Origin of the sequence: Acerihabitans sp. TG2, assembly GCF_035013185.1 — a bacterium.
Classification (GTDB): domain Bacteria; phylum Pseudomonadota; class Gammaproteobacteria; order Enterobacterales; family Enterobacteriaceae; genus Acerihabitans.
The window spans coordinates 339,691-362,968 of sequence record NZ_JAYGJO010000001.1 but is presented as its reverse complement, the minus strand read 5'-3'; the positions used below and the strand labels follow the sequence as shown (position 1 = coordinate 362,968).

The 23,278-nt window shown below is 51.5% G+C and carries 20 protein-coding genes; 9 read left to right on the top strand and 11 right to left on the bottom strand.

Features of this window, described 5'->3' with window-relative positions:
- Window positions 1-7 precede the first annotated feature (7 nt).
- From SJI19_RS01605 to apbC, 3 genes are all read right to left on the bottom strand, one after another.
- Window positions 8-418: a type II toxin-antitoxin system VapC family toxin gene (locus SJI19_RS01605; protein ID WP_323476495.1), complete on the bottom strand. Its 411-nt coding sequence runs from the start codon at window positions 416-418 to the stop codon at window positions 8-10.
- Between the two features lies 1 nt (window position 419).
- Window positions 420-671, bottom strand: coding sequence for a type II toxin-antitoxin system Phd/YefM family antitoxin (locus SJI19_RS01600; protein ID WP_323476494.1), 252 nt, complete (start codon window positions 669-671; stop codon window positions 420-422).
- 163 nt (window positions 672-834) lie between these two features.
- Window positions 835-1,947, bottom strand: a complete 1,113-nt coding sequence (gene apbC / locus SJI19_RS01595; protein ID WP_323476493.1) for an iron-sulfur cluster carrier protein ApbC — start codon at window positions 1,945-1,947, stop codon at window positions 835-837.
- A gap of 331 nt (window positions 1,948-2,278) precedes the next feature.
- On the opposite strand from apbC, the gene metG reads away from it, so the two are divergent.
- Window positions 2,279-4,312 carry a methionine--tRNA ligase gene (metG, locus tag SJI19_RS01590; RefSeq protein WP_323476492.1) on the top strand — a complete coding sequence of 678 codons (2,034 nt, stop codon included), beginning with the start codon at window positions 2,279-2,281 and terminating at the stop codon, window positions 4,310-4,312.
- A gap of 313 nt (window positions 4,313-4,625) precedes the next feature.
- The gene (locus tag SJI19_RS01585; RefSeq protein ID WP_416347484.1) at window positions 4,626-5,840 is read left to right on the top strand and encodes an MFS transporter; all 1,215 of its coding nucleotides are present in this window, start codon (window positions 4,626-4,628) and stop codon (window positions 5,838-5,840) included.
- Between the two features lie 27 nt (window positions 5,841-5,867).
- Here SJI19_RS01585 and SJI19_RS01580 read toward each other — a convergent pair whose 3' ends face one another.
- Window positions 5,868-6,086 (bottom strand): SymE family type I addiction module toxin, encoded by a 219-nt coding sequence (locus SJI19_RS01580; RefSeq protein ID WP_323476490.1) that lies wholly within the window; start codon window positions 6,084-6,086, stop codon window positions 5,868-5,870.
- A gap of 345 nt (window positions 6,087-6,431) precedes the next feature.
- On the bottom strand, window positions 6,432-7,337 hold the full coding sequence (locus SJI19_RS01575) for a dihydrodipicolinate synthase family protein (RefSeq protein WP_323476489.1): 906 nt from the start codon (window positions 7,335-7,337) through the stop codon (window positions 6,432-6,434).
- A gap of 147 nt (window positions 7,338-7,484) precedes the next feature.
- Between SJI19_RS01575 and SJI19_RS01570 the strand changes: the two genes are divergently transcribed.
- The 3 genes from SJI19_RS01570 to cdd all read left to right on the top strand — a co-directional run bounded on the left by SJI19_RS01570 (window position 7,485) and on the right by cdd (window position 9,714).
- A complete protein-coding gene (locus SJI19_RS01570) occupies window positions 7,485-7,889 on the top strand; it encodes a CidA/LrgA family protein (RefSeq protein ID WP_323476488.1) in 405 nt (134 codons plus the stop codon).
- Window positions 7,890-8,585: a CidB/LrgB family autolysis modulator gene (locus tag SJI19_RS01565; protein WP_323476487.1), complete on the top strand. Its 696-nt coding sequence runs from the start codon at window positions 7,890-7,892 to the stop codon at window positions 8,583-8,585.
- Window positions 8,586-8,754: 169 nt separating this feature from the next.
- Window positions 8,755-9,714 (top strand): cytidine deaminase, encoded by a 960-nt coding sequence (gene cdd, locus SJI19_RS01560; RefSeq protein WP_323476486.1) that lies wholly within the window; start codon window positions 8,755-8,757, stop codon window positions 9,712-9,714.
- Window positions 9,715-9,869: 155 nt separating this feature from the next.
- On the opposite strand, the gene SJI19_RS01555 is transcribed toward cdd, so the two are convergent.
- The 6 genes from SJI19_RS01555 to urtA are packed head-to-tail and all read right to left on the bottom strand — an operon-like array spanning window position 9,870 to window position 15,846.
- Window positions 9,870-10,880 (bottom strand): formamidase, encoded by a 1,011-nt coding sequence (locus SJI19_RS01555; protein ID WP_323476485.1) that lies wholly within the window; start codon window positions 10,878-10,880, stop codon window positions 9,870-9,872.
- Between the two features lie 56 nt (window positions 10,881-10,936).
- The gene (urtE, locus tag SJI19_RS01550) at window positions 10,937-11,626 is read right to left on the bottom strand and encodes an urea ABC transporter ATP-binding subunit UrtE (protein ID WP_323476484.1); all 690 of its coding nucleotides are present in this window, start codon (window positions 11,624-11,626) and stop codon (window positions 10,937-10,939) included.
- A 9-nt stretch (window positions 11,627-11,635) separates the two neighbouring features.
- Window positions 11,636-12,385: an urea ABC transporter ATP-binding protein UrtD gene (urtD, locus tag SJI19_RS01545; protein ID WP_323476483.1), complete on the bottom strand. Its 750-nt coding sequence runs from the start codon at window positions 12,383-12,385 to the stop codon at window positions 11,636-11,638.
- Window positions 12,386-12,388: 3 nt separating this feature from the next.
- Entirely contained in the window at window positions 12,389-13,555 is a 1,167-nt protein-coding gene (gene urtC, locus SJI19_RS01540; protein ID WP_323476482.1) for an urea ABC transporter permease subunit UrtC, read from the bottom strand.
- A 7-nt stretch (window positions 13,556-13,562) separates the two neighbouring features.
- Window positions 13,563-14,489 (bottom strand): urea ABC transporter permease subunit UrtB, encoded by a 927-nt coding sequence (gene urtB / locus SJI19_RS01535; RefSeq protein WP_323476481.1) that lies wholly within the window; start codon window positions 14,487-14,489, stop codon window positions 13,563-13,565.
- 55 nt (window positions 14,490-14,544) lie between these two features.
- Window positions 14,545-15,846, bottom strand: coding sequence for an urea ABC transporter substrate-binding protein (gene urtA, locus SJI19_RS01530; protein WP_323476480.1), 1,302 nt, complete (start codon window positions 15,844-15,846; stop codon window positions 14,545-14,547).
- 350 nt (window positions 15,847-16,196) lie between these two features.
- Between urtA and SJI19_RS01525 the strand changes: the two genes are divergently transcribed.
- From SJI19_RS01525 to sanA, 4 genes are all read left to right on the top strand, one after another.
- Window positions 16,197-19,553, top strand: a complete 3,357-nt coding sequence (locus SJI19_RS01525) for an ATP-binding protein (protein WP_323476479.1) — start codon at window positions 16,197-16,199, stop codon at window positions 19,551-19,553.
- On the top strand, window positions 19,540-20,460 hold the full coding sequence (locus SJI19_RS01520) for a DNA-binding response regulator (RefSeq protein WP_323476478.1): 921 nt from the start codon (window positions 19,540-19,542) through the stop codon (window positions 20,458-20,460). The genes SJI19_RS01525 and SJI19_RS01520 overlap by 14 nt, the downstream gene beginning before the upstream one ends.
- 146 nt (window positions 20,461-20,606) lie before the next feature.
- Window positions 20,607-22,304, top strand: coding sequence for an NAD-dependent malic enzyme (locus SJI19_RS01515; RefSeq protein WP_323476477.1), 1,698 nt, complete (start codon window positions 20,607-20,609; stop codon window positions 22,302-22,304).
- A 191-nt stretch (window positions 22,305-22,495) separates the two neighbouring features.
- A complete protein-coding gene (sanA, locus tag SJI19_RS01510; protein WP_323476476.1) occupies window positions 22,496-23,245 on the top strand; it encodes an outer membrane permeability protein SanA in 750 nt (249 codons plus the stop codon).
- Window positions 23,246-23,278 lie beyond the last annotated feature (33 nt).

The following is a 23,278-nucleotide window of genomic DNA, read 5'->3' as shown; positions in this document are numbered from 1 at the left end:
TGCTGATTTAAAGCCAGGGGTTTAATAACGTTACGCCGGTGGCGGCGAAATCCTTGGTGTTGCGGGTCACCAGTTGGAGGTTGTGGATGATGGCGGTGGCCGCAATAAGCGAATCGGTCATACATTTCGGGTCGGGCACGTGCATTTTGGCACAGCACAATGCCACTTCAGCATTTACCGCCAGAATCCGGTCATGGAAACCATGGATGAGAATATGATCAAACCATTGGCGTATTTTAGCCGATTGGGCTACATCTTTTCTTTCCTTTAACAATATGCCTTTTTCGATTTCCATGATGACCAAGGCGGAGGTATACATCTCATCTTGTTCAATACTGGCGGCCCAATCCCTGACTTTCTGGTCCGCCCGATGGGATTTAAACAGTTCGGATATCACATTGGTATCAATCAAATACATATTAAAGCTCGACCGGCCTCATTTGGATATTCACCCGCTCAGTGGTTAAATCGAATGACTCCCCATCGGGCGGCGATAAGGCGTCCAGAATGCTTTTATGGCCACCGGTAATAGTGCGGTAAGCTTCCTCGGTCAGCAGAACGTGGGTAATCTTATTGCGGGATTTGATAAAAACCGGGCCTTGGTAAGCATCTCTTTTAGCTTTAGTGATGTTTTGGTTCAGTTCCCGGCTTGATATATAGGTTACGTTCATTCTTTGCCTCCCCCGACGAATGCCGCATATGTAGTAACATTACTACATATGCGGCGTTCGAACAAGTCACGAACAGCGGGACGACCCAGTGCTCCGCCACGCTTCCCCTGGGCCGGACACCGCAAGTCAGCGGCGCTAGCTATCCCCTTGCTATCCTCTTGGACTATAACGCCTTAAAGCCGATCTCAGTGGGGATAATCTCGCCCTGCCAGTACAGCTGTGCCGCCACCTGCCCCGCCAACTGGCGGTAGAGATCGGTGAATTCGCTATCCGGACGGCTGACCACTGTGGGCTGGCCGCGATCGAGATCTTCACGCAGGCTGATATGCAACGGCAATTGGCCCAGTAGCGCGCAGTTGAACTGCTCAGCCAAGCGTTGCGCCCCACCGGTACCGAAGATATCCTCCAGATGGCCACAGTGGCTGCAAATATGCACACTCATATTTTCCACGATACCCAACACCGGCACGCTGACCTTCTCGAACATCACAATGCCTTTGCGCGCATCGGCCAGGGCAATATCCTGCGGCGTAGTCACCACCAGAGCGCCAGTGACCGGGATGTTTTGCGCCAGGGTGAGCTGGATGTCACCGGTGCCCGGGGGCATGTCCAGCACCAGATAATCCAGCTCCGGCCAAAGGGTATCGTTAAGCAACTGTAACAGCGCCTTGCTGGCCATCGGTCCGCGCCAGACCATAGCATTGTCTTCGGTCACCATATAACCAATAGAGTTGGTGGCCAGGCCATGGGCCATAATCGGCGCCATATGCTGTCCGTCCGGTGAGGTCGGCCGCTCATGGGTGGTGCCAAGCATGGCAGGGATCGACGGCCCGTAAATATCGGCATCCAACAGGCCGACGCGCGCGCCTTCCGCCGCCAGCGCCAGCGCCAGGTTAACCGCCGTGCTGGATTTACCGACACCGCCTTTGCCCGAACTGACCGCAATCAGGTTGCGGACGTTTTTAACCCCAGGGAGATCGTTCACCCGGCGCAGGGTGGCAATATTGTGGATCAAACGCCAGTCTATGGCCTTGGCACCGGTTATGCGCAGTAGGTCAGTACTGGTGGCGTCCTTTAATTCCTCGAACGCGCTGTGCCAGGCAAACGGCATGGTCAGTTCGATATGCAACGTGCCGTCGAGCAGCGCGCAGTGGGTGAGCGCCTTGAGCTCGTTAAGATTGCGCTTAAGGGTTGAGTGTTTAAACGTGACCAACGTCTGCCTGACCTGAGCATGCAGTACGTCTGGGGTAGACTGTTCGGGTGATGGAGGATTCATCACGGCTCCTTATAGTGTTATGTTATACCCATCATACGCCAGATTGCGGGTGCATTGGCCTGCTTCACTCACCCGGTCACTTCGCGATATAAGCGTCTGTGGACTGATGAGCCTTATCCCTGAGGTTCACCCTCTGGGCTTGCGCTGTTCAACTCTGTTCCAGACAGGTTTGTCACTGCGTTGCCGTCTTCTCGCAACTCGAATGATGAAGGGTATCGACGTGATAACCGATGCGCCTAGCATAACAGAACTGTTCGAGCTTGTTTACGCGGGGTATCGCTATCGGTTAACATCAAACCTTTATTTCATCTGATAAAAGCAATTTCCCAACATGACTCAAGTCGCGAAGAAATTATTGGTAACCTGTGCGTTACCTTATGCTAACGGTTCAATCCATCTCGGCCATATGCTGGAGCATATTCAGGCGGATATCTGGGTCCGTTTTCAACGAATGCGCGGCAATCAGGTTTATTTCATTTGCGCCGATGACGCCCACGGCACCCCGATCATGCTTAAAGCCCAGCAGCTTGGCATCGCGCCGGAGCAGATGATCGCTGAAATGAACCATGAGCATCAACAGGACTTTGCCGGTTTCGACGTCAGCTATGACAACTATCACTCCACCCATAGCGAGGAGAATCGTGAGTTGTCGACGCTGATTTATCAGCGGTTGAAACAAAACGGCTATATCAAAACCCGCATCATTTCGCAGTTGTTCGATCCGGAGAAACAGATGTTTTTGCCGGACCGGTTTGTCAAGGGCACCTGCCCGAAGTGCAAATCACCCGATCAGTACGGCGACAATTGTGAAGTGTGCGGTGCGACCTACAGCCCTACCGATTTAATCGACCCCAAATCGGCGGTATCCGGTGCCACACCGGTGTTGAAAGAGTCCGAACACTACTTCTTCGATCTACCGGCCTTTAGCGATATGTTAAAAGCCTGGACCCGCTCCGGCGCACTGCAAGAGCAGGTGGCCAACAAGATGCAGGAGTGGTTTGAGTCCGGCCTGCAGCAGTGGGATATTTCACGTGACGCGCCCTATTTTGGTTTCGAGGTACCGGACGCGCCGGGTAAGTATTTTTACGTCTGGCTGGACGCGCCCATCGGTTATATGGGGTCGTTCAAAAACCTGTGCGATAAGCGTGGCGACATTAATTTTGACGATTACTGGCGGGTCGGTTCCGATACGGAGCTGTACCATTTCATCGGCAAGGATATCGTTTATTTCCATAGTCTGTTCTGGCCGGCGGTACTGGAAGGGAGCAATTTCCGCAAACCGAACAATTTGTTCGTGCATGGTTATGTGACGGTCAACGGTGCCAAGATGTCCAAATCTCGCGGCACCTTTATTAAGGCCAGTACCTATCTCAAGCATTTGGATGCAGATTGTCTGCGTTACTACTATGCCGCCAAGCTGTCTTCCCATATTGATGATATTGACCTGAATCTGGAGGATTTTATCCAGCGGGTCAATACGGATATCGTCAATAAAGTGGTTAACCTGGCCTCGCGCAATGCCGGTTTTATCGCCAAGCGTTTTGACGGCCGTCTGGCCGATAAACTGGCTGATCCGGTGCTGTATAACACCTTTACCGAAGCTGCCATCACCATTGCCGAGGCGTATCAAAACCGGGAATCAGGCAAAGCCATTCGTGAGATTATGGCGCTGGCCGATCTGGCCAACCGTTATGTGGATGAACAGGCTCCTTGGGTCGTGGCAAAACAGGAAGGCGGCGAGCAGCAACTGCAAGAGATTTGCTCGATGGGCATCAACTTGTTCCGGGTGCTGATGACTTATCTAAAACCGGTTTTACCGAGTCTGGCTCTCCGCGCTGAGGCCTTCCTTAACGTCACACTGGAATGGGATACTCTCAACGCACCGCTGCTTGATCATCAGGTGGCAACCTTTAAGGCATTGTTTACCCGTATCGATCCGGCTCATGTGGAAAATATGGTCAACGAGTCAAAAGACGAAGCCGCTGTCGCCAGTGCGAAACTGACCGCCGGCGCGCTGGCCGACGAGCCGCTGCTTGAGACTATCAACTTTGATGATTTTGCCAAAGTCGATATGCGTATTGCCCTGATCAAAACCGCCGAGCTGGTGGATGGGTCGGATAAATTGCTCAAACTGACGCTGGATATCGGCGGCGAAACCCGCCAGGTGTTCTCGGGTATTCGCGCAGCCTACCCTGACCCGCAGGAACTGGAAGGCCGTCTGACGGTGATGGTCGCCAACCTGGCGCCACGCAAGATGCGCTTTGGCGTATCCCAGGGCATGGTATTGGCCGCGGGCCCCGGCGGCAGCAATATTTTCCTGCTGAGTCCGGACGCTGGCGCGCTGCCCGGCATGGCGGTCAAATAACAAAAACGGCGCGGGACAAGATCTGTCTGGAACGGATGTGAACAGCGCTTGGGCTAGTTCCAATGGTGAACCTCAGTGATGGGGTTCATCAATTTCCAGTTGCTCACTGAGTGATTCGGCTGGATAAATGCAGTCAGCGCACCTGCAGCGCAAAAAATGCAGGGTATTAAGGCGAAAGACTGGGTACGCGTATAAAACCAACGCAACTGCAGCAAGAAGTATGACGGATATCAGGTTGCCAACACCCATTACTCATTACTCATTACTCATTACTCATTACTCATTACTCATTAACAAGTAAGCTATTATCATGATGAAAGGATTCCCGCCGGTTATTCGGGCGCTATTGTTGACCTCTTTGGTGTTAACTATTGGCCGTGGCCTGACTCTGCCCTTTTTCGCCATCTATCTTTCCCAGCAGCGCCATTTTGCACCTGAACGTATCGGTATGGTATTGGGTGCCAGCCTGACGCTGGGCATTGTGTTTAGCCTGTATGGCGGTTATCTGGTGGACCGTTTTAATAAACACCGTTTAATCCTTTGTGCGATGGCCGCTTTTGCCTTGTCATTTTTCCTGTTGCCGTTCAGCACAGGTACTGCCTCGATGATCGGGTTATTAGCGCTGGTCAATTCTGCTTACTCACTCTATTCCATCACACTCAAAGCCAGCATTGCCGAGTGGTTGTCGGTAGAACGACGGATTCAGGCATTTTCTGCGAATTACACCCTGGTGAACGTGGGCTGGGCTATTGGCCCGCCGCTCAGCGTGGTGCTGGCCAAGAGCAGTTCGGTGCTGCCTTTCTATTTATCCGGTCTGCTGGCCGCCGCCGCGACGCTGACGCTGGTATGGCTGTTGCCCCGCTATGGCCATCCACCGCTGGCAAGCACCGCTGACCATCCGGTCGCGGACAAAATCAACTTTCGCCAAACGTTGGACACCCTGCGCCGAGATAAGCGTCTGATCTATTTTACCTTGGGCGGTGCGCTAGGCTGTTTAGTGATAGGCCAGTTCGCCAGCTGTATTTCGCAATACCTGATTGTGGCGTTTGATTCCGAGTTTGCCTATCAGGTGGTGGGCATCATTCTGCCGGTTAATGCCGGGATTGTTATCACGCTGCAATATATTATCTCCCGCAATATCAGGCGTGAGACCCTGATGCGCTGGCTGATGGTCGGCAGTCTGTTTTTTCTTATCGGCCTGGTCGGTTTTATCCTGGCAAATCATTCCATCGTTTATTGGATGATTGCAGTGGCCATCTTTTCACTGGGAGAAATTATTATAACCCCGGTGGAATACCTTTTTATCGACTTTATCGCACCACCGCACCTTAAAGGTAGTTATTATGGTATGCAAAGTCTGAGTAACCTCGGCGGTGCCGCCAATCCGCTGGTTACCGGCCTCAGCCTAGCCTATACCCCGCCGTTGACACTGTTCTATCTGTTAATGTGCGCCACGCTGGCTAGTCTGTGGTTGTTCCATCGGGGTTTTAACAAAAAATTAATGCCCCGGGTTCAGGCGGTTGAGTAGTCGTCGGGTATGGGTGATAAGTTACCATTACTTGACTAGTTCAATAATGAGCTGACCTTCGGATATGGCGACGTTTACCGTCTGGCCGGTGGTGAAACCACAGGCTGCCAACCATTTTCCCCCTAGGTTCAGCGCCGGTGACGGCGTGCTTTTGCCGCCATTTGGCACATATCCGATGGTGTACCTACGCTCGGTTTTGTTGGCTGTAGCAATAGCGCGATCGGTCTTACTGTTGAGTTCATCCACGATAATGTCCTTTGATAGCAGCAGGTAATGGGGCGGTGATCATACTGGATGGATATTGATGTCATCGCTAATGAGACAACACGCCAAGTACTGTTTATATTACCAGTTGATACGACAAAAAACGCCCCTGTTTACGACGAGAAATTCTCATCCAAACCTCCAAGTTTATTTATTGTGTCTATCAGTTATTTATTAGCTCATATTATTAATATCTTGTTTTTACTTTTATTATTTAAGACGTTGGTGGGTTGTTGTTGTCTGGGTCCGGGTCGTTTACCTGCTTTAGACAGCAAAACCCTGAAGTTCAACCCGGCGGCTAACCGGGTTGAACAGAGAATAACGCAGTTAAATCACCCCGCTTCGTTGCAGCGCCCCCTTAATTTTTTCTTTAATTTCAGCTGTCAGCGGCGATGCTGGCCGTAATGCGTTTACCGAGATATCCACCCCCGTCAGCGTAATGGCATATTTCACCACATTGTAAAAGGGCAGATCGTAGTTATAGAGTGCGGGAATATATGATAAGCACTGCTGTAGTTTTATCGCTTGAGCGTAATCTTGGCGTAACCAGGCTTGGTAGATGCCGCAGGTGAGTTGCGGCGCAAAATTGGCACTGGCGGGAATGCAACCGTCACCGCCGAGGATCAATGTGCCAAACAAATACTCATCGTAACCGGCAAACACCGCGAAGTCAGGGCGTATGGGTTTTACCGCATGCAGGGTTTCACGAATATGACTCAGCGTATCCACCGTATCCTTGAGGCCAACAATGTTAGGACAATCCTGTGCCAAGCGCACGATGACCGGGATAGGAATGGATTGGCCGGTTAACGCCGGGAAGTTATACAGCAGGATGGGCAACGCTACTGCATCGGCCAACTGTTTGTAATGCAGATAAAGATTATGCTCACTGAGCGGATTATAGTACGGATTGACCGCCACCACACCATCGGCACCGATTTCCTGCGCGTGCAGCCCGAAACGTATCGCCTCACCGGTACCGCTATGGGCAATACCGATCAGCACCGGCTTGCGTTTATTGACATAATTAACACAGAATTCCGCCGTTTGCAGGCGCAGCGCTTCCGACATATGGGCGAACTCCCCTGCACTGCCGAGAAAAAATAGCCCATTAACGTCTGATGCGATCAATTTATCCAGCAGACGTGCCATGCTGGTCTCGTCTAACCTTTCGTCTGCGGTAAATAGCGTGGGTACCGGTGGGATAATTCCATAAAACCGTGGCTTAGGCATAGTAAGACGTTCTCCAGGGGGGATGTAGGATGAAAATAATCATGGGATAGGTAAAATAGTAGGGGATTAACCGTTTAATACCGTGCGCGGTAGCACAGTGTTGGATTTGATTGTATGATAAATGCGATTTGTAATAGGGTTGAAATAATGCGCAACATCATAATGAATGGCTGGGCCTTTATCCGCGCCTTCGCCCTGATCTACCTTTGCCTGTTTGTCGGCAATTTTCTGTCTTCACTACTCCCGATGACTATCCCTGGCAGCATCCTCGGCATGTTAATCCTGTTTATTCTGCTGTCTATCCAACTGCTGCCACCTTTATGGTTAAAACCCGGCTGCCACCTGCTCATCAGGTATATGGCGTTACTGTTCGTGCCTATCGGCGTCGGGGTCATGAACTATTGGCAACAACTCTCCTCGCAGTTTGGCCCCATCGTGGTGTCATGCGTGGTCAGTACACTTCTCGTGATGGTGGTCGTGGGCTACAGCTCGCACTATATCCATAGAGAACGCCCAGTAGCCGGCCATCCTCGGCCGGACGAGGATAAATAAATGTTGGCAAATTTTTGGTGGTCGCTGCCATTGACGCTGGTGGTGTTTTTTGGTTCCCGGCGCCTGGCAGCAAAATACCGCCTACCCCTGCTTAACCCGCTGCTGATTTCCATGTTGGTGATTATTGCGTTGTTATTGCTAACCGGTATTCCCTACGCCCGTTATTTTGCTGGCAGCAAGGTGCTCAACGATTTGTTGCAACCGGCGGTAGTGGCATTGGCTTTCCCTTTGTATGAACAGCTGCACCAGATCCGCGCACGCTGGAAATCCATTATCAGTATCTGCTTTGTCGGCAGCCTTACCGCCATGGTAAGCGGCACCGCTATTGCACTGTGGCTCGGCGCATCACCGGAAATTGCCGCCTCGATATTACCAAAATCCGTGACCACTCCAATTGCTATGGCGGTGGCGCAGTCTATTAACGGTATTCCGGCCATTAGCGCGGTATGCGTCATTTTTGTGGGCATCCTGGGGACGGTGTTTGGTCATACGCTGTTTCGTCTGTTACGCATTACCACCAAAGCATCACGGGGATTGGCCATGGGCACCGCCTCTCATGCCCTGGGCACGGCACGTTGCGCTGAGCTGGATTTCCAGGAGGGTGCCTTTAGTTCTCTGGCATTGGTGCTGTGTGGCATTATCACCTCCCTGGTGGCGCCGTTCCTGTTCCCGGTGCTGCTGCAGGTGTTTGGTTAACCTCTTTGGTTAAACGCATTCAATGACATCTTCACTATTTGCTTGGCTTAAGCGTGTTGGGAACGGGCAAAAAGGATTGGGGTGGGTGTAAACGGATAAGATAATGATCATATTTATCTTTGCGCGTAAGGATTAACATGGTGGCCAAGTCATTTTTAAGGGAATTATTATGCACCCAAAATTTGAACCCTTGTTGGCGAGTCTGGCACCCGATCTGCACAAGGCACTGGCCCTAGAGCTGAACCGGCAGGATTTTAGCGGCATGCTTAGCGCCGCACAGGCCGAGGCGCTGATGCAAGCCAGCGGCCTGGATGAAGATGCGCTGTGTCTTGCGCTGTTACCTTTTGCCGCCGCCTATGCACTGACGCCCATTTCTCATTTTAACGTCGGTGCCATTGCCCGCGGCAGCGACGGTAGTCTCTATTTCGGCGCCAATATGGAATTTATTGGCGCGCCGCTGCAGCAAACGGTGCATGCCGAGCAGAGTGCGATCAATCATGCCTGGCTGCGTAAAGAACCCCACCTGCGCGGAATTACCGTTAACTACACACCGTGTGGCCACTGCCGGCAGTTTATGAACGAACTCAATAGCGGCACCGATTTGATGATTTATCTACCGGAACGCACCCCGGCACCACTGGCCCATTATTTACCGGATGCGTTTGGACCACGGGATTTAGCTATTCAGAGTCTACTTATGGATGCAGTTGATCACCAATTTTCGCTGGTCGCCCAAGACAGTACGGCGCAGACCACCTCACCGGCTGATACTCAGCCCGCGATCCCTTCAGCGCTCAGTGTGAAAGATGGGTTGTTGCAGCAGGCGGTGCTAGCGGCCAATCAGAGCCATGCGCCTTATAGCCAGGCACATAGCGCGGTAGCGTTACAAACCGCGGACGGCCGAATTTTCGCCGGGCGTTATGCCGAGAACGCGGCGTTTAATCCTAGCCTGCCACCGCTGCAATCAGCATTGATTCTGTTGAATATGTCAGGGGCGGATTGCCAGCAGATTCAGCGTGCGGTATTGGTGGAAAGGGAAGAAGCTCCCTTCTCGCAATGGGACGCCACTCTGGCTACCTTAACCGCTTTGGGCTGTCGTGAGATCCATCGGCAATTGCTGACGCGTTGAATCAGGGTCAAGGTCAAGAAGTTTGGCTTATGTCCATCGCAACATAAAGCGCCAAGTACCGCTATCACATGAACACCTGCGGTTCAATAACGCCTTCGCCAAACGGCAGAAGGCGTGGTAGAGGTGAGACTGGTGCTGTGGTGCAACCGGATACCTCAGGGTTTTGGCAACGGACCTAACTTGACCCCGTCGGGGTAATATTTCCACCCATCACGAATACGCACCTGTTCATCCCAAGGCAATTTATATTCACCATTGGCCAAATCGCGCACCCAGGTCAAATAATTCTCTTTCTCACCACCGGGTTTACCAACATAACCCCGACAGCCAAGATTAAAGATATTATTTTCCAGCGCCCAGTTTTCACGCGCTTTATCCACCAAACGCGGGAACAATTCAGCGGTGACGATTTCCCACGGATTGCGTTGTCCTTGCTGGATAACATTGCCATCATAGTTACATACCGTGCCTTCACCAAAGTAATAGAACACTTCGTCGTAACCGGCCAGATTAACCGAAATGGTGTACATCAGATTCTGCCAGGCATTGGTACGATTGGTCCAGATCCATTGATCGTTAACCTGGGTAGAATAGCCGGAAATGCGAATATACACATTGCAGCCTTTATAGGCGGCTTCCCGCGCCAGTTCAGGAAACATGCCGTCGTGACAGATACAGACCGCCAGCTTGGCGCCTTTCGGTCCATCGCATACCGGCATGCCATAATTGCCCGGCATCCAAGGCTCGATGGGCACCCACGGCTGTAACTTGCGGTAGTGCAGTGCAATCTCACCGTGGTTATTGATAATGATCGCCGTATTGTAGGGCGGCAAGTTCGGGTCTTCATTACGCTCCATCAGTGAGAACACCCCCCAGATATCATTTTCTACGCAGGCGTGGCGAAAACAATCAATCTCCGGACTGTCGAGGGTCAGCAACATCTCATCGTAGGTCCAAATTTTGGTATTCAGCCCTTGAGTTGAATATTCCGGGAATACGATTAAATCCAGATCGGGATAACCTGCTTTGGTATTCGCGACCGTTTTACAGATTTGCTTAACCTGGGTTTGAATATCTTCCGGTCCCTTAATCACCGGCACCGGATATTGGATCATGGCAACTAATAACGCTTCTTCCCAGGCACTGACACTTCCGGTACTTCCCATAATACACCTCTTGTTTAACGTTAATAATGGTTACCCAACGCCGAGACGATGGACGGTTAGACAGATAAATAAGCAGCAATAGTGTGTTGATCGATGGTCTGGCGATTTTCCTGATGCACAATGGCGCCCTTCTCAATCACCAGAATCCGGTCGGCCACATCCATGACAAAACTCAGAACCTGCTCGGACACCACAATGGTCAGTCCTTGCTGGTCGCGGATATTTCGCAACATCCGCGCCATATCCTTGATAATGGACGGTTGAATACCTTCCGTCGGTTCATCGAGTAGCAACAGTTGTGGATTGCCGGCCAGCGCGCGGGCAATCACCAGTTGCTGTTGCTGGCCGCCGGAAAGATTTCCCGCCAGGCGGCCTTTCATTTCCTCCAAAACCGGAAAGGTGGCATACAGCGACGCGGGAATGCGCCCTTTCTCCTTGGGCGGCAGACCGGTTTTGATATTGTCTTCAACCGTCATGGTGGAAAACACCATGCGTCCCTGGGGGACAAAACCCATGCCGGCTCTGACTCGCTGGTAACTTTTACGGGTGCTCAGATCCTGGCCCTGTAGTAATACCCGTCCAGATTGCGCCGGGATCATGCCGATCAGTGATTTCATCAGGGTCGTTTTACCCATGCCGTTACGGCCGATTAACGCGACAATCTCGTTTTCCTGCACCTGAATATTGAGATTTTCAATGATGCGGCTTTGTCCGTAAGCGACGTGATAGTTCTCTATGTGCAGCATGTATTCCCCTTAGTGCCCCAGATAGACATCAATAACCCGTGGGTCGAGTTTCACTTTCTGTATACTGCCCACCGACAGCGACTGCCCCTGGTGCATCACGGTGACATGATCAGCAATGTTTTCGACAAACTGCATATCATGCTCGATCACCAGTACCGAGCGACCTTTGGCTATGCGCTTAAGCAGTTCGGCCGTTTGCTGACGCTCGGCTACCGACATACCCGCTACCGGTTCATCCAACATGAGCAAACTGGGGTTTTGAATGAGCAACATGCCAATTTCCAGCCATTGTTTTTGTCCGTGGCTAAGATAGTCGGCCTGAACATCCAGAAATCCATCAAGGAAAATTTGTTTGGCCGTATCGCTTATTGCCTGAATTAATTTATCATCGCGTCGAGAAAATAATGCACCCAATGCCGTTCTTGCTTGAGGATAAGATAATTCCAGATTTTCAAATACCGTGAGGTTTTCATATATCGACGGATTCTGGAATTTGCGTCCTACCCCGGCACGTACGATTTGGTTTTCATTTAGACGGCTTAATTCTCGGCCTTTAAATTTAATACTGCCGGCAGTGGCTGCCGTCTTACCGCAAATTAAATCCAGCACCGTGGTTTTGCCTGCGCCATTAGGCCCGATAATGACATAGATTTGCTCCTCATCCACATACATGGAAAAATCATTGACGGCTTTAAAACCATTAAACGACACGGTCAATCCTTCCACCGCCAGGACGATGTCTTTTATTTTTTTCATCATGATTCACCGTTCAGATACATTGTCTTTGACCGGAGCCACGGCGAGCCCATCTTGCCTTTGAGCAACACTCTGGCCACTGACTGTTTTTAACCCGCGGCTAAATAAAGGTCGGATCCGGTCTTGATAAATACCGGCCAAACCTTTTGGGAACAGCAATACCACCACAATAAATAAGGCCCCCATGGCAAACGGCCAGATCTCAGGCAACGATTCTGAAATATTACTTTTAGCCCCGTTAACCAATAGGGTGCCATAGATCGCGCCCAAAATAGATAAGCGTCCTCCCACCGCACAAAAAATCACCATTTCGATTGAAGCCGCGGTGCCAATAAATCCTGGTGACATAAACCCGACCTGGAGGGTAAATAAAGCACCACCGATGGAAGAAAATATAGCACTGATGCAAAAAATCACTGTTTTAATATTTGCCACATCGTAACCAGAGAATCTGACGCGGTCTTCTTTATCGCGAATGGCGACCAATAAACGTCCCAGTTTGCTGTTTATAATAAAATAGCTCATCAGTACTACCGCCAAGAGACAGCCGGCATTGATATAATAAAGAATATATTTGGCGTGATCGGTTCTAATATCCCAACCCAATAACGTACGCAGGTCAGTAATACCGTTAATCCCACCGGTATAACCCTGTTGCCCGATAATCAAAATGGTCATGATGGCAGAAATAGCTTGGGTGATAATGGCGAAATAGACCCCGCCCACCCGCCGCTTAAACATGGCGATACCGATGATGTACGCGAAAATGGTCGGTACCACGATAATCGCCAACAGGGTAAAACTAAACGAATGGAAAGGCTGCCAGAACGACGGTAATTGCGTCAGTTGATTCCAGTCCATAAAATCCGGGATCCCCGGCGTGGTCTGAATTTTGGTGTCAGCCACGGTGGACGCTTCCAGTTTCAGGAACATGGCCATGCAATAACCACCAAGACCGAAAAATATTCCCTGCCCTAGGCTCAAAATACCACCGTAGCCCCAGCACAATACCAGTCCCACCGCGACAAAAGCGTAAGTCAGGTATTTACCCACCAGGTTGAGGCGAAAAATATCCATGCTCAAGGGGAACAGCACCGCGATGAAGACAAAAATCAAGGCAATACTGAGCATTTGATGTCGAACGGTGAGCCGTTTTACCCATGAAAACATCATTTCTCTCCTAACGACGAATACGGCTAGCGAACAGGCCTTGGGGGCGGAGCATCAAGATCACCACCACGATGAGCAGGGTGAGCACCTTGGCCATGGAACCGCTGAGGAAAAACTCCAGCGTTGACTGTGATTGGGAGATAGCAAACGCCGAAGCTATGGTGCCAAGCAGGCTTTGCGCGCCACCAAACACCACCACCAGAAAAGTATCAACGATATACTGCTGCCCCGCCGTCGGTCCGGTGGAACTGATCATGGTGAAGGCGCTGCCGGCAATACCGGCGATGCCGCACCCCAGGGCGAAGGTGCGGTTATCTACCTGTGCTGTATTGATACCCACCGCACCCGCCATCGCCCGGTTTACCACGACCGCACGCACCTTGATGCCCCAGGCTGAGCGATACATCAAGTAACCGACCATGACGGTAATAATGAGCGTCAACAACATGACAAATACGCCATTAATGGGAATTTCGATATTGTCGCCAAAATGATAAGACCCCATCAGCCATGCGGGCAGATCAACCCCCACTTCACGCGGACCGAACAATGTGCGGTAGGTCTGCTGCATGATCAGGCTCAATCCCCATGTGGCCAGCAAGGTATCCAGTGGGCGATGATAAAGGTGGCGAATCAAGATCCGTTCGATCACCATCCCTAACAGCGCCGCGCAGAAAAACGCCAGCACGATAGCGATAAAAAAATACCCGTCGAACAGCCACGGTAGATAATCTTGTACCGCATGTTCGGTGAGCCAGGTCACATAGGCGCCAAGAATCATAAATTCGCCATGGGCCATATTGATCACCCCCATCTGGCCGAAAATAATCGCCAATCCCAAGGACATAAGGACAAAGACCGAAAACAGGCTGAGTCCGGAAAAACCCTGCATAACAAGAATCGAGGTCAAATCGGCGAGACTGTAGCCACTAAACATGATCGTCCCCTTTTGGTTAACGTTGCCCCCGGGTACATAACGGGGGCACAGTGATTTAATCTTTCGGGAATGGGTTGGGTTCAATCAGATTCGGCGTTTGGAAAATAACGTCATATTGCCCGTCCGCTCTGGCGCGACCAATCACGGTTTTCGACCAGAGGTGATGATTAGGGTGAATTCTGACATAACCTTCCGGCGCATTTTTCATTTCAATGCCCGGCGAAGCGGCACGTATTTTGTCGATATCAAACGAACCGGCTTTTTCCACCGCCGCTTTCCATAACCAGGGGCCGAGATACGCCGCTTGAGTCACATCACCGATGACCATATCGTTGCCCCAGCGTTGTTTAAACGCCGCGACAAACGCTTTATTGGCCGGATTATCCATACTTTGGAAATACTTCATTGAGGCATAAGCACCAACGATATTTTCCCCGCCAATACCGCGAATTTCATCTTCCGTTACCGAGATGGTCAGCAACAGGGGTTTTTCCTTGGTCATGTCGATACCGGCAGCTTTGAGCTGTTTATAAAAAGCCACATTGGATCCTCCCACGACAATGGCGTAGATCACATCCGGTTTTTTCAGTTTTATTTTATTAATCACAGAGTTGAACTGGGTATTACCTAATGGGTAATAATCTTCACCTATGACCTTTAGCCCCAATTTTTCAATATGATGGCGTGCAATTTTATTCGCGGTGCGTGGCCAAATATAATCCGATCCGAGCAGATAAAAGGTTTTCGCATGTTTATTTTTAACCACCCAATCTATACCCGCGATAATTTGCTGAGTGGCTTCCTGGCCGGTGTAAATAACATTAGGCGACTCTTCGAGTCCTTCATAAAAAGTGGGGTAATAGAGCATGCCGTTATATTGTTCCAGCACCGGTAGCATCGCTTTGCGCGAGGCTGAGGTCCAGCCACCAAAGATTGCCGCCACTTTATCGCTCACCAACAATTTTTTGGCTTTTTCAGCAAAGGTCGGCCAATCACTGGCGCCGTCTTCCTGGATATAGTCAATCTTGCGGCCCAATACGCCGCCGGCCTGATTGATTTGTTCAATCGCCAGTTTTTCCGCCTGGATCGATCCGGTTTCACTGATGGCCATGGTACCGGTAGATGAGTGCAGAATGCCGACCTTCACCGTGGTGTCGGTGACAGCCAGGCCGGTGGTATTCACTGCGGCGGTGGCCGGTTCGGCCGCCAGCGCCGGCGTAAAATGGCCGGCGCACGCCAGTAAAATACCGGCGAGCAACCGGGTAGGTAAAAAACGTCGTATAACGACTTTCCTGCCATGGTATCCAGCGTTGCGCGCATCCGTGCCGTCGGTCGCTGTTTGATGTTGCATAAGCATAATAGGTATCCCCTGATGAATGGCCGTCTGGTGTAGAAAACGTCACCATCTTGCGTTCGGCGGGGGGGCGGCGACAATGGGCCAATAGGCGCAGTGACTACGTCATTTAACGTATTGGCGCCGGCCGCCCAAACCGGCACAATCATGACCCGTGCGCGACCTTTCTCGGTGGAAACAAGTCCATGAAACCGGGGTAGAAACCACCTGTTCGAGGGCTTGCCCTAATCAACCATGGGTTATTTTGCGTTACCCACGCGCGTTGGCGCGCGTTTTGCTTAGTTTCACCAGAGCCTCGCGGCCTAGCCCAGAGATCGGCTGGGGACGTGGCATGTCAAACCACGGGAAAAAGCATGACTGCGCAACAGAAAGCCTTTAAGGCCAGACGTCAATATAATCAATGGGTCACCAACCAAACTCTGGAGGATTACGCCCTACGGTTCACGCCTCATTCCGCACGACGTTGGAGTTCAGGCAAGGTAGTGGTCACCGCCATCAGCGCCATTACGTTCTTGGCTCTAGAGGCAATGGGTGGAGCTTTGACGTTGACCTATGGTTTTTATTATGTGTCGATAGCGGTATTGCTGGTTGGCACGATCATCTTTCTGATGGCGTTACCGATCAGTATCTACGCCGCCCGGTATGGGTTGGATATCGATTTATTAACCCGCGGCGCAGGCTTTGGTTATATCGGTTCCACCGTCACGTCGCTGATTTACGCCTCGTTCACCTTTATTTTTTTCGCCCTGGAAGCCACCATTATGGCCATGGCGTTAGATATGTTGTTCGGCATGCCATTGCATATCGGTTATCTGCTCAGTTCGCTGGTGGTGATTCCGTTGGTAACCTACGGATTTACCTTTATTTCTCGCTTCCAGCAACTTACTCAGGTTGCATGGCTGATACTGCAGATCACACCATTTGTGCTGATCCTGCTGCGCGACAGCACCACGTTTCATGCCTGGATTGTTTTCCCCGGTCTGCTTGCCCCCCACCAGCCCGGACATGTTGATCTGCTACGTTTGGGTGCCGTATGCTCGGTGCTGCTGTCCCTGGTGGCCCAGGTTGGTGAGCAGGTGGATCAAATTCGTTTTCTGCCGAAGCGCCAGCCGGATAAACCCTGGATTTGGTGGTCGAGCGTGATCGCCGCCGGGCCGGGCTGGATTCTAATGGGCGGATTAAAAATCATGCTAGGTTCGTTTCTGGCAGTGTTGGCTTTTCGTTATGGCCTCGGTGTGGACTTGGCCAGTGAACCGACCCATATGTATCTGGTGGCTTTCAGTTATGTCACCCATTCCTCTACCTGGCTGTTCGCCCTAACCGGTATTTTTGTGGTGATGTCGCAGTTGAAAATCAATGTGGCTAACGCTTATGCCGGCTCCATTGCCTGGTCAAACTTCTTTTTGCGCCTGACCCACCGCCATCCAGGCCGGGTGGTATGGTTGTTTTTCAACGTTGGCATTGCGTTATTGCTGATGGAGTTAGGGGTTTATCATGTATTTGAAGATATCCTCGGTATTTATGCGGTGGCGGCGACCGCCTGGATCGGCACCGTGGTCGCCGATCTGGTAGTAAACAAACGCCTCGGTTTTAGCCCACCGGGTATCGAATTTCGTCGGGCCTACCTGTATGACATCAATCCAGTCGGTATGGGTTCGATGTTATTGTCAATGGCGTTAGGTCTGGCCGCCTATTTTGGCTGGTTTGGCTTGACTGTGCAGGAATTCGCCTCGCTGTTCTCTTTGGCACTGACGTTTGTTTTTTCCCCCTTGATAGCCTGGTACACCGGGGGAAAATACTATCTTGCCCGCCAGGAGACCCAGCAGGTGGCCAGCGAATGTTGCGTCTGCGGCCATCATTTTGAACCACCCGAGATGAGTTATTGCCCGCTCTACCAAGGCGCTATCTGTTCGTTATGTTGCTCACTGGACGTGCGTTGCAATGACGCCTGCAAACCATCGGCCCATTATTCGCAGCAGATCCAGTATCTGTTTTTTGGCTGGCTATCATTGGGTTACCTGAAAAAATTCGATCCTAAAATTTGGAGTTTTATCAGCATACTGTCGTTATTTAGCAGCATTATCGGCATTCTGCTGATGCTGGTGTATGTACAGATGCGTAACACCTTTGGTGCCGACTATCCCCTGCTGGCGGCTGCTCTATGGAAAGTATTTTTTATTTTGTTGATTGTTACCGGCATCACCACCTGGCTGTTTATTCTGACCAATAAGAGCCGCCAGGTCGCTCAGGATGAACTGCGTTTGCAAAGCGAACGTCTGGTAGAAGAAATCATCGCCCACGAAGCCACCGACCAACAGTTACAAAAAGCCAAGGAGATCGCCGATGAGGCGAACCAGGCTAAAAGCCGCTATTTGACCGGCATTACCCATGAGCTGCGCACGCCACTCAATGCCATGCTCGGTTACGCCCAACTGCTCGAACAGGCACAGGATATTCCCGAGCCACGTCGGCGAGGACTGAGCGTTATCCGGCGCAGTGGCGAACACTTGGCCAATCTTATCGAAGGGCTGCTGGATATTTCCAAGATTGAAGCCGGCAAAATGGAGATTCACCGTGATGAAGTCAGGATTGGTGAATTAATGCAGCAATTGGTGGAAATGTTTCATCATCAAGCCTTGGATAAGGGCCTGAAGTTTATCTACAATCCACCGCCGCTATTACCCGAGGTGGTTCTCACCGATGAAAACCGGTTACGGCAAATCCTGATCAATTTGCTGTCCAATGCCATCAAATTTACCGATCATGGCACCGTGACACTCGATTTTAGTTATCGTAGCGAAGTCGCCTTTTTTGCCATTCATGATACCGGCGTTGGCATTGAAACCGACCATTTGGAAAGTATTTTTCGACCGTTTGAACGTGTGCGGCACAGTGGCACGCACAGCGGCACCGGCCTGGGTCTGACCATTACACGTTTGCTCACCTATGTTATGGGGGGTGATCTGCAGGTCGAGAGCATCCCAGGGGCCGGCAGCACATTTAGCTTACGTCTGATGCTATCAAGCCAGAATAACAGCGGTTACCAACCGGTGGTGCCCTGGAAGATCGTCAGCTACCGTGGCCCGGGCAAGCGATTGATGGTGGTAGACGACGATGATGTCCATCGTCAACTCATGAGCGATATGCTAACGCCACTGGGTTTCGAGGTGATAAGCGCCAACAGCGCCGCGCAATGCCTACAACTGAACCGGTGGTGTGCGGCGGATTTGTTTTTGCTGGACGTGGCAATGCCGGAGATGAACGGCTGGGAACTGCTTAATAGCCTACGAGCACAAGGCTGGCATCAGCCAGTACTGATGATTTCAGCGGAAGCGGATGCCGGTAAATGGCGGCAAGTTAAACAACGTGGGGAGATTCGCTTTCAAACCAAACCCATCCGTATGGCCGTGCTGTTGGATAATATCGGCAGCCTGCTACAACTGGAGTGGCAGCGAGAAAAAGAGGCGGTGGCCAGCCTACCCGTCGCGGCCGATTGCCGCGTACTCGGCCAGGATGAGTACCAACAGTTGATGGGTCTGGCCCGCTTAGGTTATGCCAAAGGGTTTCGCGAGCGGTTGCAACAGTTGCTTGAGCAACGGAAAGTGGACCCGCGCACGGCGGAAAGTCTGGATTTATTGGCCAGCCGTTTTCGTTTTGAGTCAGTAATAACGGAACTCGCTACTGTGGAGAAAGACCATGTCATGCGCTGAAAAACCGACGGTGCTGATTGTTGACGATGATATCAATACCATCAGTATGCTCAATGATACCCTGGATAGCGCCGGGTTTACCGTGTTGGTGGCGCTTGAGGGCGCCCAGGCACTGGCCATCACTCAGCAAATCGTGCCAAACATCATTTTGATGGATGCCATGATGCCCCGCCTTGATGGCTTTGAAACCAGTAAACGGCTGCGGCAAAATCCAACACTGCGCCATACGCCGATTATTTTTATGACTGGGCTGAGCGAAACCCGCGATGTGGTCAACGCCTTTGATATTGGCGTAGTGGATTATGTGATCAAGCCTATCCGCCTGGAGGAGTTGCTGGCGCGTATGCGCACCCATTTGCATAATTCCCAGTTAACCTCGAGTGCTTATAACGCACTGGACTGCGTAGGACAATTGACCTTTGCGTTGAGCGTTCAGGGTAAATTACTCTGGGCAACGCCCCAGTGTTACCAACTGCTTAAGCACTGTTGCGATGAGGAGTTCGCCCTGAGCCGGCCACTGGTGAATCGTTTGCTGGCCTGGCTACGCGGCCACCCAAACGGCACCCAGGCGTTGGACTTGTCTACGCTTGCGTTCCCCTTACGGATCTTGTTGATGAGAACCACGGATAAAGGAGAATTTCTGCTGCGCCTCGAGGAGATTGATAAAAAGCACGACGATTGCGCCCTGCTGCGGCAAAACTTCCCGCTGACCCAACGCGAATCGGAAGTCATATCCTGGATAGCCAAGGGTAAAACCAATCGGGAAATCGGTCAGATTTTGTCGTTAAGCCCGCGTACGGTGAATAAGCATTTGGAGCAGATATTTCGCAAACTTGCGGTGGATAACCGAACCTCAGCCGCCGCGCTGACGTTAAAAATCCTTGAGCAATCGCCATCCCATTCATAATGTTGCGGCCCGCCGCGCAGTTTGTCTCAGCGCCATGACTGCTTTTATTAATTACAAAAATAACAAGTTACTAATGAAATCATGCATCCTGCGTCGCAATATTTTATCATTTAGGCAACTAATAATTATGTAGTTTGGTGAAATACATGGAATTGGAATACGAATACAAACGTCCACTTTACATTCCCCACGCGGGTCCGGTGCTATTGGAATTTCCGCTGTTGAACAAAGGCAGCGCCTTTACCCAGGAAGAACGCGACAATTTTAATTTGCACGGCTTATTGCCTGAAGCGATTGAAACTATTGAAGAACAGACCGAGCGTGCGTGGCGACAGTACCAGGATTTTAGCAATGATATCGACAAGCATATTTACCTGCGTAATATCCAAGATACCAATGAAACCCTGTTCTACTGCCTGCTTGACGGCCATCTGAGCGAGATGCTGCCGATTATTTATACGCCGACAGTAGGAGAGGCCTGCGAACACTTTTCCGATATTTATCGTCGTGCTCGCGGCCTGTTTATCTCCTATGGCAACCGGGATAAAATTGACGACATGCTGCAAAATGCCACCAAGCAAAACGTCAAGGTGATCGTGGTTACCGACGGCGAGCGGATTTTGGGGCTTGGCGATCAGGGCATTGGTGGCATGGGCATTCCCATCGGTAAGCTGTCGCTGTATACCGCCTGCGGCGGTATTAGCCCCGCCTACACGCTGCCGGTAGTGCTGGATGTCGGCACCAATAACCCTCAGCGCCTTAAAGACCCGCTGTATATGGGGTGGCGGCATCCACGGATCACCGACGGAGAATATACGGAATTTGTGGATAGCTTCATCCAGGCGGTAAAACGTCGCTGGCCAGATGTGCTGCTGCAATTTGAAGATTTTGCCCAAAAAAACGCCACGCCATTGCTTAATCGTTATCGCGATGAACTGTGCTGTTTCAATGACGATATCCAGGGGACCGCCGCCGTTACGCTCGGTTGCCTGCTGGCCGCCAGCCATGCCGCCGGTCGTCGTCTGCGCGATCAAACCGTGGTTTTTCTTGGCGCCGGCTCCGCCGGTTGTGGGATTGCCGAACAAATTGTGGCCGAGATGCGCACGGAAGGATTGAGCGAAGATGAAGCCCGATCTCACGTGTTGATGGTGGATCGCTTCGGACTACTGACCGATAAACTGGCTAACCTGTTGGATTTTCAGCTTCCGCTGGTGCAACACAGCGACGAGATAGCACATTGGCATCTGTCGAGCGATACCATTTCATTGCTGGACGTGGTACGCAATGCCAAACCCACGGTGCTGATCGGCGTGTCTGGCCAGCCGGGTCTGTTTACGCAACAAATCATCCGCGAAATGCATAGCCACTGTCCGCGCCCTATCGTGATGCCTTTGTCCAACCCGACATCTCGGGTAGAAGCCACGCCAGAGGATATTATCACCTGGACCGACGGCGCGGCACTGGTGGCTACCGGTAGCCCGTTCGCTCCGGTAAAACTTAAGCATAAAGTCTACCCTATAGCTCAATGCAATAACGCCTATATCTTTCCGGGCATTGGCCTGGGGGTGCTGGCCAGCGGCGCTAAACGGGTTACCGAAAGCATGTTGATTGCCGCCAGCCGTACGCTGGCGGACTGCTCGCCGCTAGTGAACAGTGCCGAAGGCGGGCTGTTGCCGGATATCAATGATATCCAGGGGGTGTCAAAGGTGATTGCTATGGCCGTGGGTAAAGCGGCGCAGATCGCCGGTGTGGCCATGGTGACGCCGGAGCAGGTGTTGTCCATTGCCATCGAGCATAATTTCTGGCATCCCGGTTACCGTAGCTATCGCCGCACGCCGTTTTAAGCTGCTTGCACCATGGCGCATCCCTGCCATTACCTGAGGTTTAGCCGGCATGGCTTGGGTTGCCGGCTTGCAGCGACCTGAATTATTTGGGATATAGTCATGATTCGTTGAGCTCGCGCCTTGCTTGTGCCCGATAGGTAAAGTAGCCTTGGGCGTATGAGATTGCGGCAAGACAGGGTAAGGCAGACGGCATGTGGAAGCGCCTGATATATTGTCTGATCATTATCGCGGGCGTTTTGTTTTTTTCAGCGATCGGCCTTGACCGATGGATCAGTTGGAAAACCGCTCCGTACATTTATGAGGATATACAGCAACTGCCCCATCGACAGGTGGGCGTGGTGCTGGGTACCGCCAAATATTACCGTACCGGGGTCATAAACGAATATTACCTCTACCGGATCCAGGGCGCACTGAACGTCTATAACAGCGGCAAGGCCTCCTATTTGCTGTTAAGCGGCGACAATGCGCTGCAAAGTTATAATGAACCGGTTACCATGCGGCGCGATCTGATTGCCCATGGCATGCCCGCCGGCGACATCGTGCTCGATTACGCCGGGTTTCGTACTCTGGATTCCATCATCCGCACCCGCAAAGTCTTCGATACCAACGACTTTACGATTATCACCCAGCGTTTTCACTGTGAACGGGCACTTTTTATCGCCATGCATATGGGCATTCAGGCACAGTGCTATGCGGTACCCTCTCCGAAAAATATGTTTACGGTACGGTTGCGGGAAGTTGCCGCACGACTTGCCATGCTGTCTGACCTCTACATCATGAAACGCGAACCGCGCTTTTTAGGACCACAGGTTTCTATTCCCATTCGTTACGAAGTACCGCAAGGTACCCAGGGGTATCCTGCCGTATCGCCAGATCAACTATTGGAAATCCAGCCAAAAATCGACACTGACCAGCAGGATCTGTTGCAGGATATGCGCTAATGCGAAAGGGATAGCCCCTAGCCACACACGAAA

Excerpts from the sequence above, each read along its gene's own strand:
- SJI19_RS01605 (WP_323476495.1), bottom strand. The coding sequence starts at position 418 with ATGTATTTGATTGATACCAATGTGATATCCGAACTGTTTAAATCCCAT.
- SJI19_RS01600 (WP_323476494.1), bottom strand. The coding sequence starts at position 671 with ATGAACGTAACCTATATATCAAGCCGGGAACTGAACCAAAACATCACT.
- apbC (WP_323476493.1), bottom strand. The coding sequence starts at position 1,947 with ATGAATCCTCCATCACCCGAACAGTCTACCCCAGACGTACTGCATGCT.
- metG (WP_323476492.1), top strand. The coding sequence starts at position 2,279 with ATGACTCAAGTCGCGAAGAAATTATTGGTAACCTGTGCGTTACCTTAT.
- SJI19_RS01585 (WP_416347484.1), top strand. The coding sequence starts at position 4,626 with ATGAAAGGATTCCCGCCGGTTATTCGGGCGCTATTGTTGACCTCTTTG.
- SJI19_RS01575 (WP_323476489.1), bottom strand. The coding sequence starts at position 7,337 with ATGCCTAAGCCACGGTTTTATGGAATTATCCCACCGGTACCCACGCTA.
- SJI19_RS01570 (WP_323476488.1), top strand. The coding sequence starts at position 7,485 with ATGCGCAACATCATAATGAATGGCTGGGCCTTTATCCGCGCCTTCGCC.
- SJI19_RS01565 (WP_323476487.1), top strand. The coding sequence starts at position 7,890 with ATGTTGGCAAATTTTTGGTGGTCGCTGCCATTGACGCTGGTGGTGTTT.
- cdd (WP_323476486.1), top strand. The coding sequence starts at position 8,755 with ATGCACCCAAAATTTGAACCCTTGTTGGCGAGTCTGGCACCCGATCTG.
- SJI19_RS01555 (WP_323476485.1), bottom strand. The coding sequence starts at position 10,880 with ATGGGAAGTACCGGAAGTGTCAGTGCCTGGGAAGAAGCGTTATTAGTT.
- urtE (WP_323476484.1), bottom strand. The coding sequence starts at position 11,626 with ATGCTGCACATAGAGAACTATCACGTCGCTTACGGACAAAGCCGCATC.
- urtD (WP_323476483.1), bottom strand. The coding sequence starts at position 12,385 with ATGATGAAAAAAATAAAAGACATCGTCCTGGCGGTGGAAGGATTGACC.
- urtC (WP_323476482.1), bottom strand. The coding sequence starts at position 13,555 with ATGATGTTTTCATGGGTAAAACGGCTCACCGTTCGACATCAAATGCTC.
- urtB (WP_323476481.1), bottom strand. The coding sequence starts at position 14,489 with ATGTTTAGTGGCTACAGTCTCGCCGATTTGACCTCGATTCTTGTTATG.
- urtA (WP_323476480.1), bottom strand. The coding sequence starts at position 15,846 with ATGCTTATGCAACATCAAACAGCGACCGACGGCACGGATGCGCGCAAC.
- SJI19_RS01525 (WP_323476479.1), top strand. The coding sequence starts at position 16,197 with ATGACTGCGCAACAGAAAGCCTTTAAGGCCAGACGTCAATATAATCAA.
- SJI19_RS01520 (WP_323476478.1), top strand. The coding sequence starts at position 19,540 with ATGTCATGCGCTGAAAAACCGACGGTGCTGATTGTTGACGATGATATC.
- SJI19_RS01515 (WP_323476477.1), top strand. The coding sequence starts at position 20,607 with ATGGAATTGGAATACGAATACAAACGTCCACTTTACATTCCCCACGCG.
- sanA (WP_323476476.1), top strand. The coding sequence starts at position 22,496 with ATGTGGAAGCGCCTGATATATTGTCTGATCATTATCGCGGGCGTTTTG.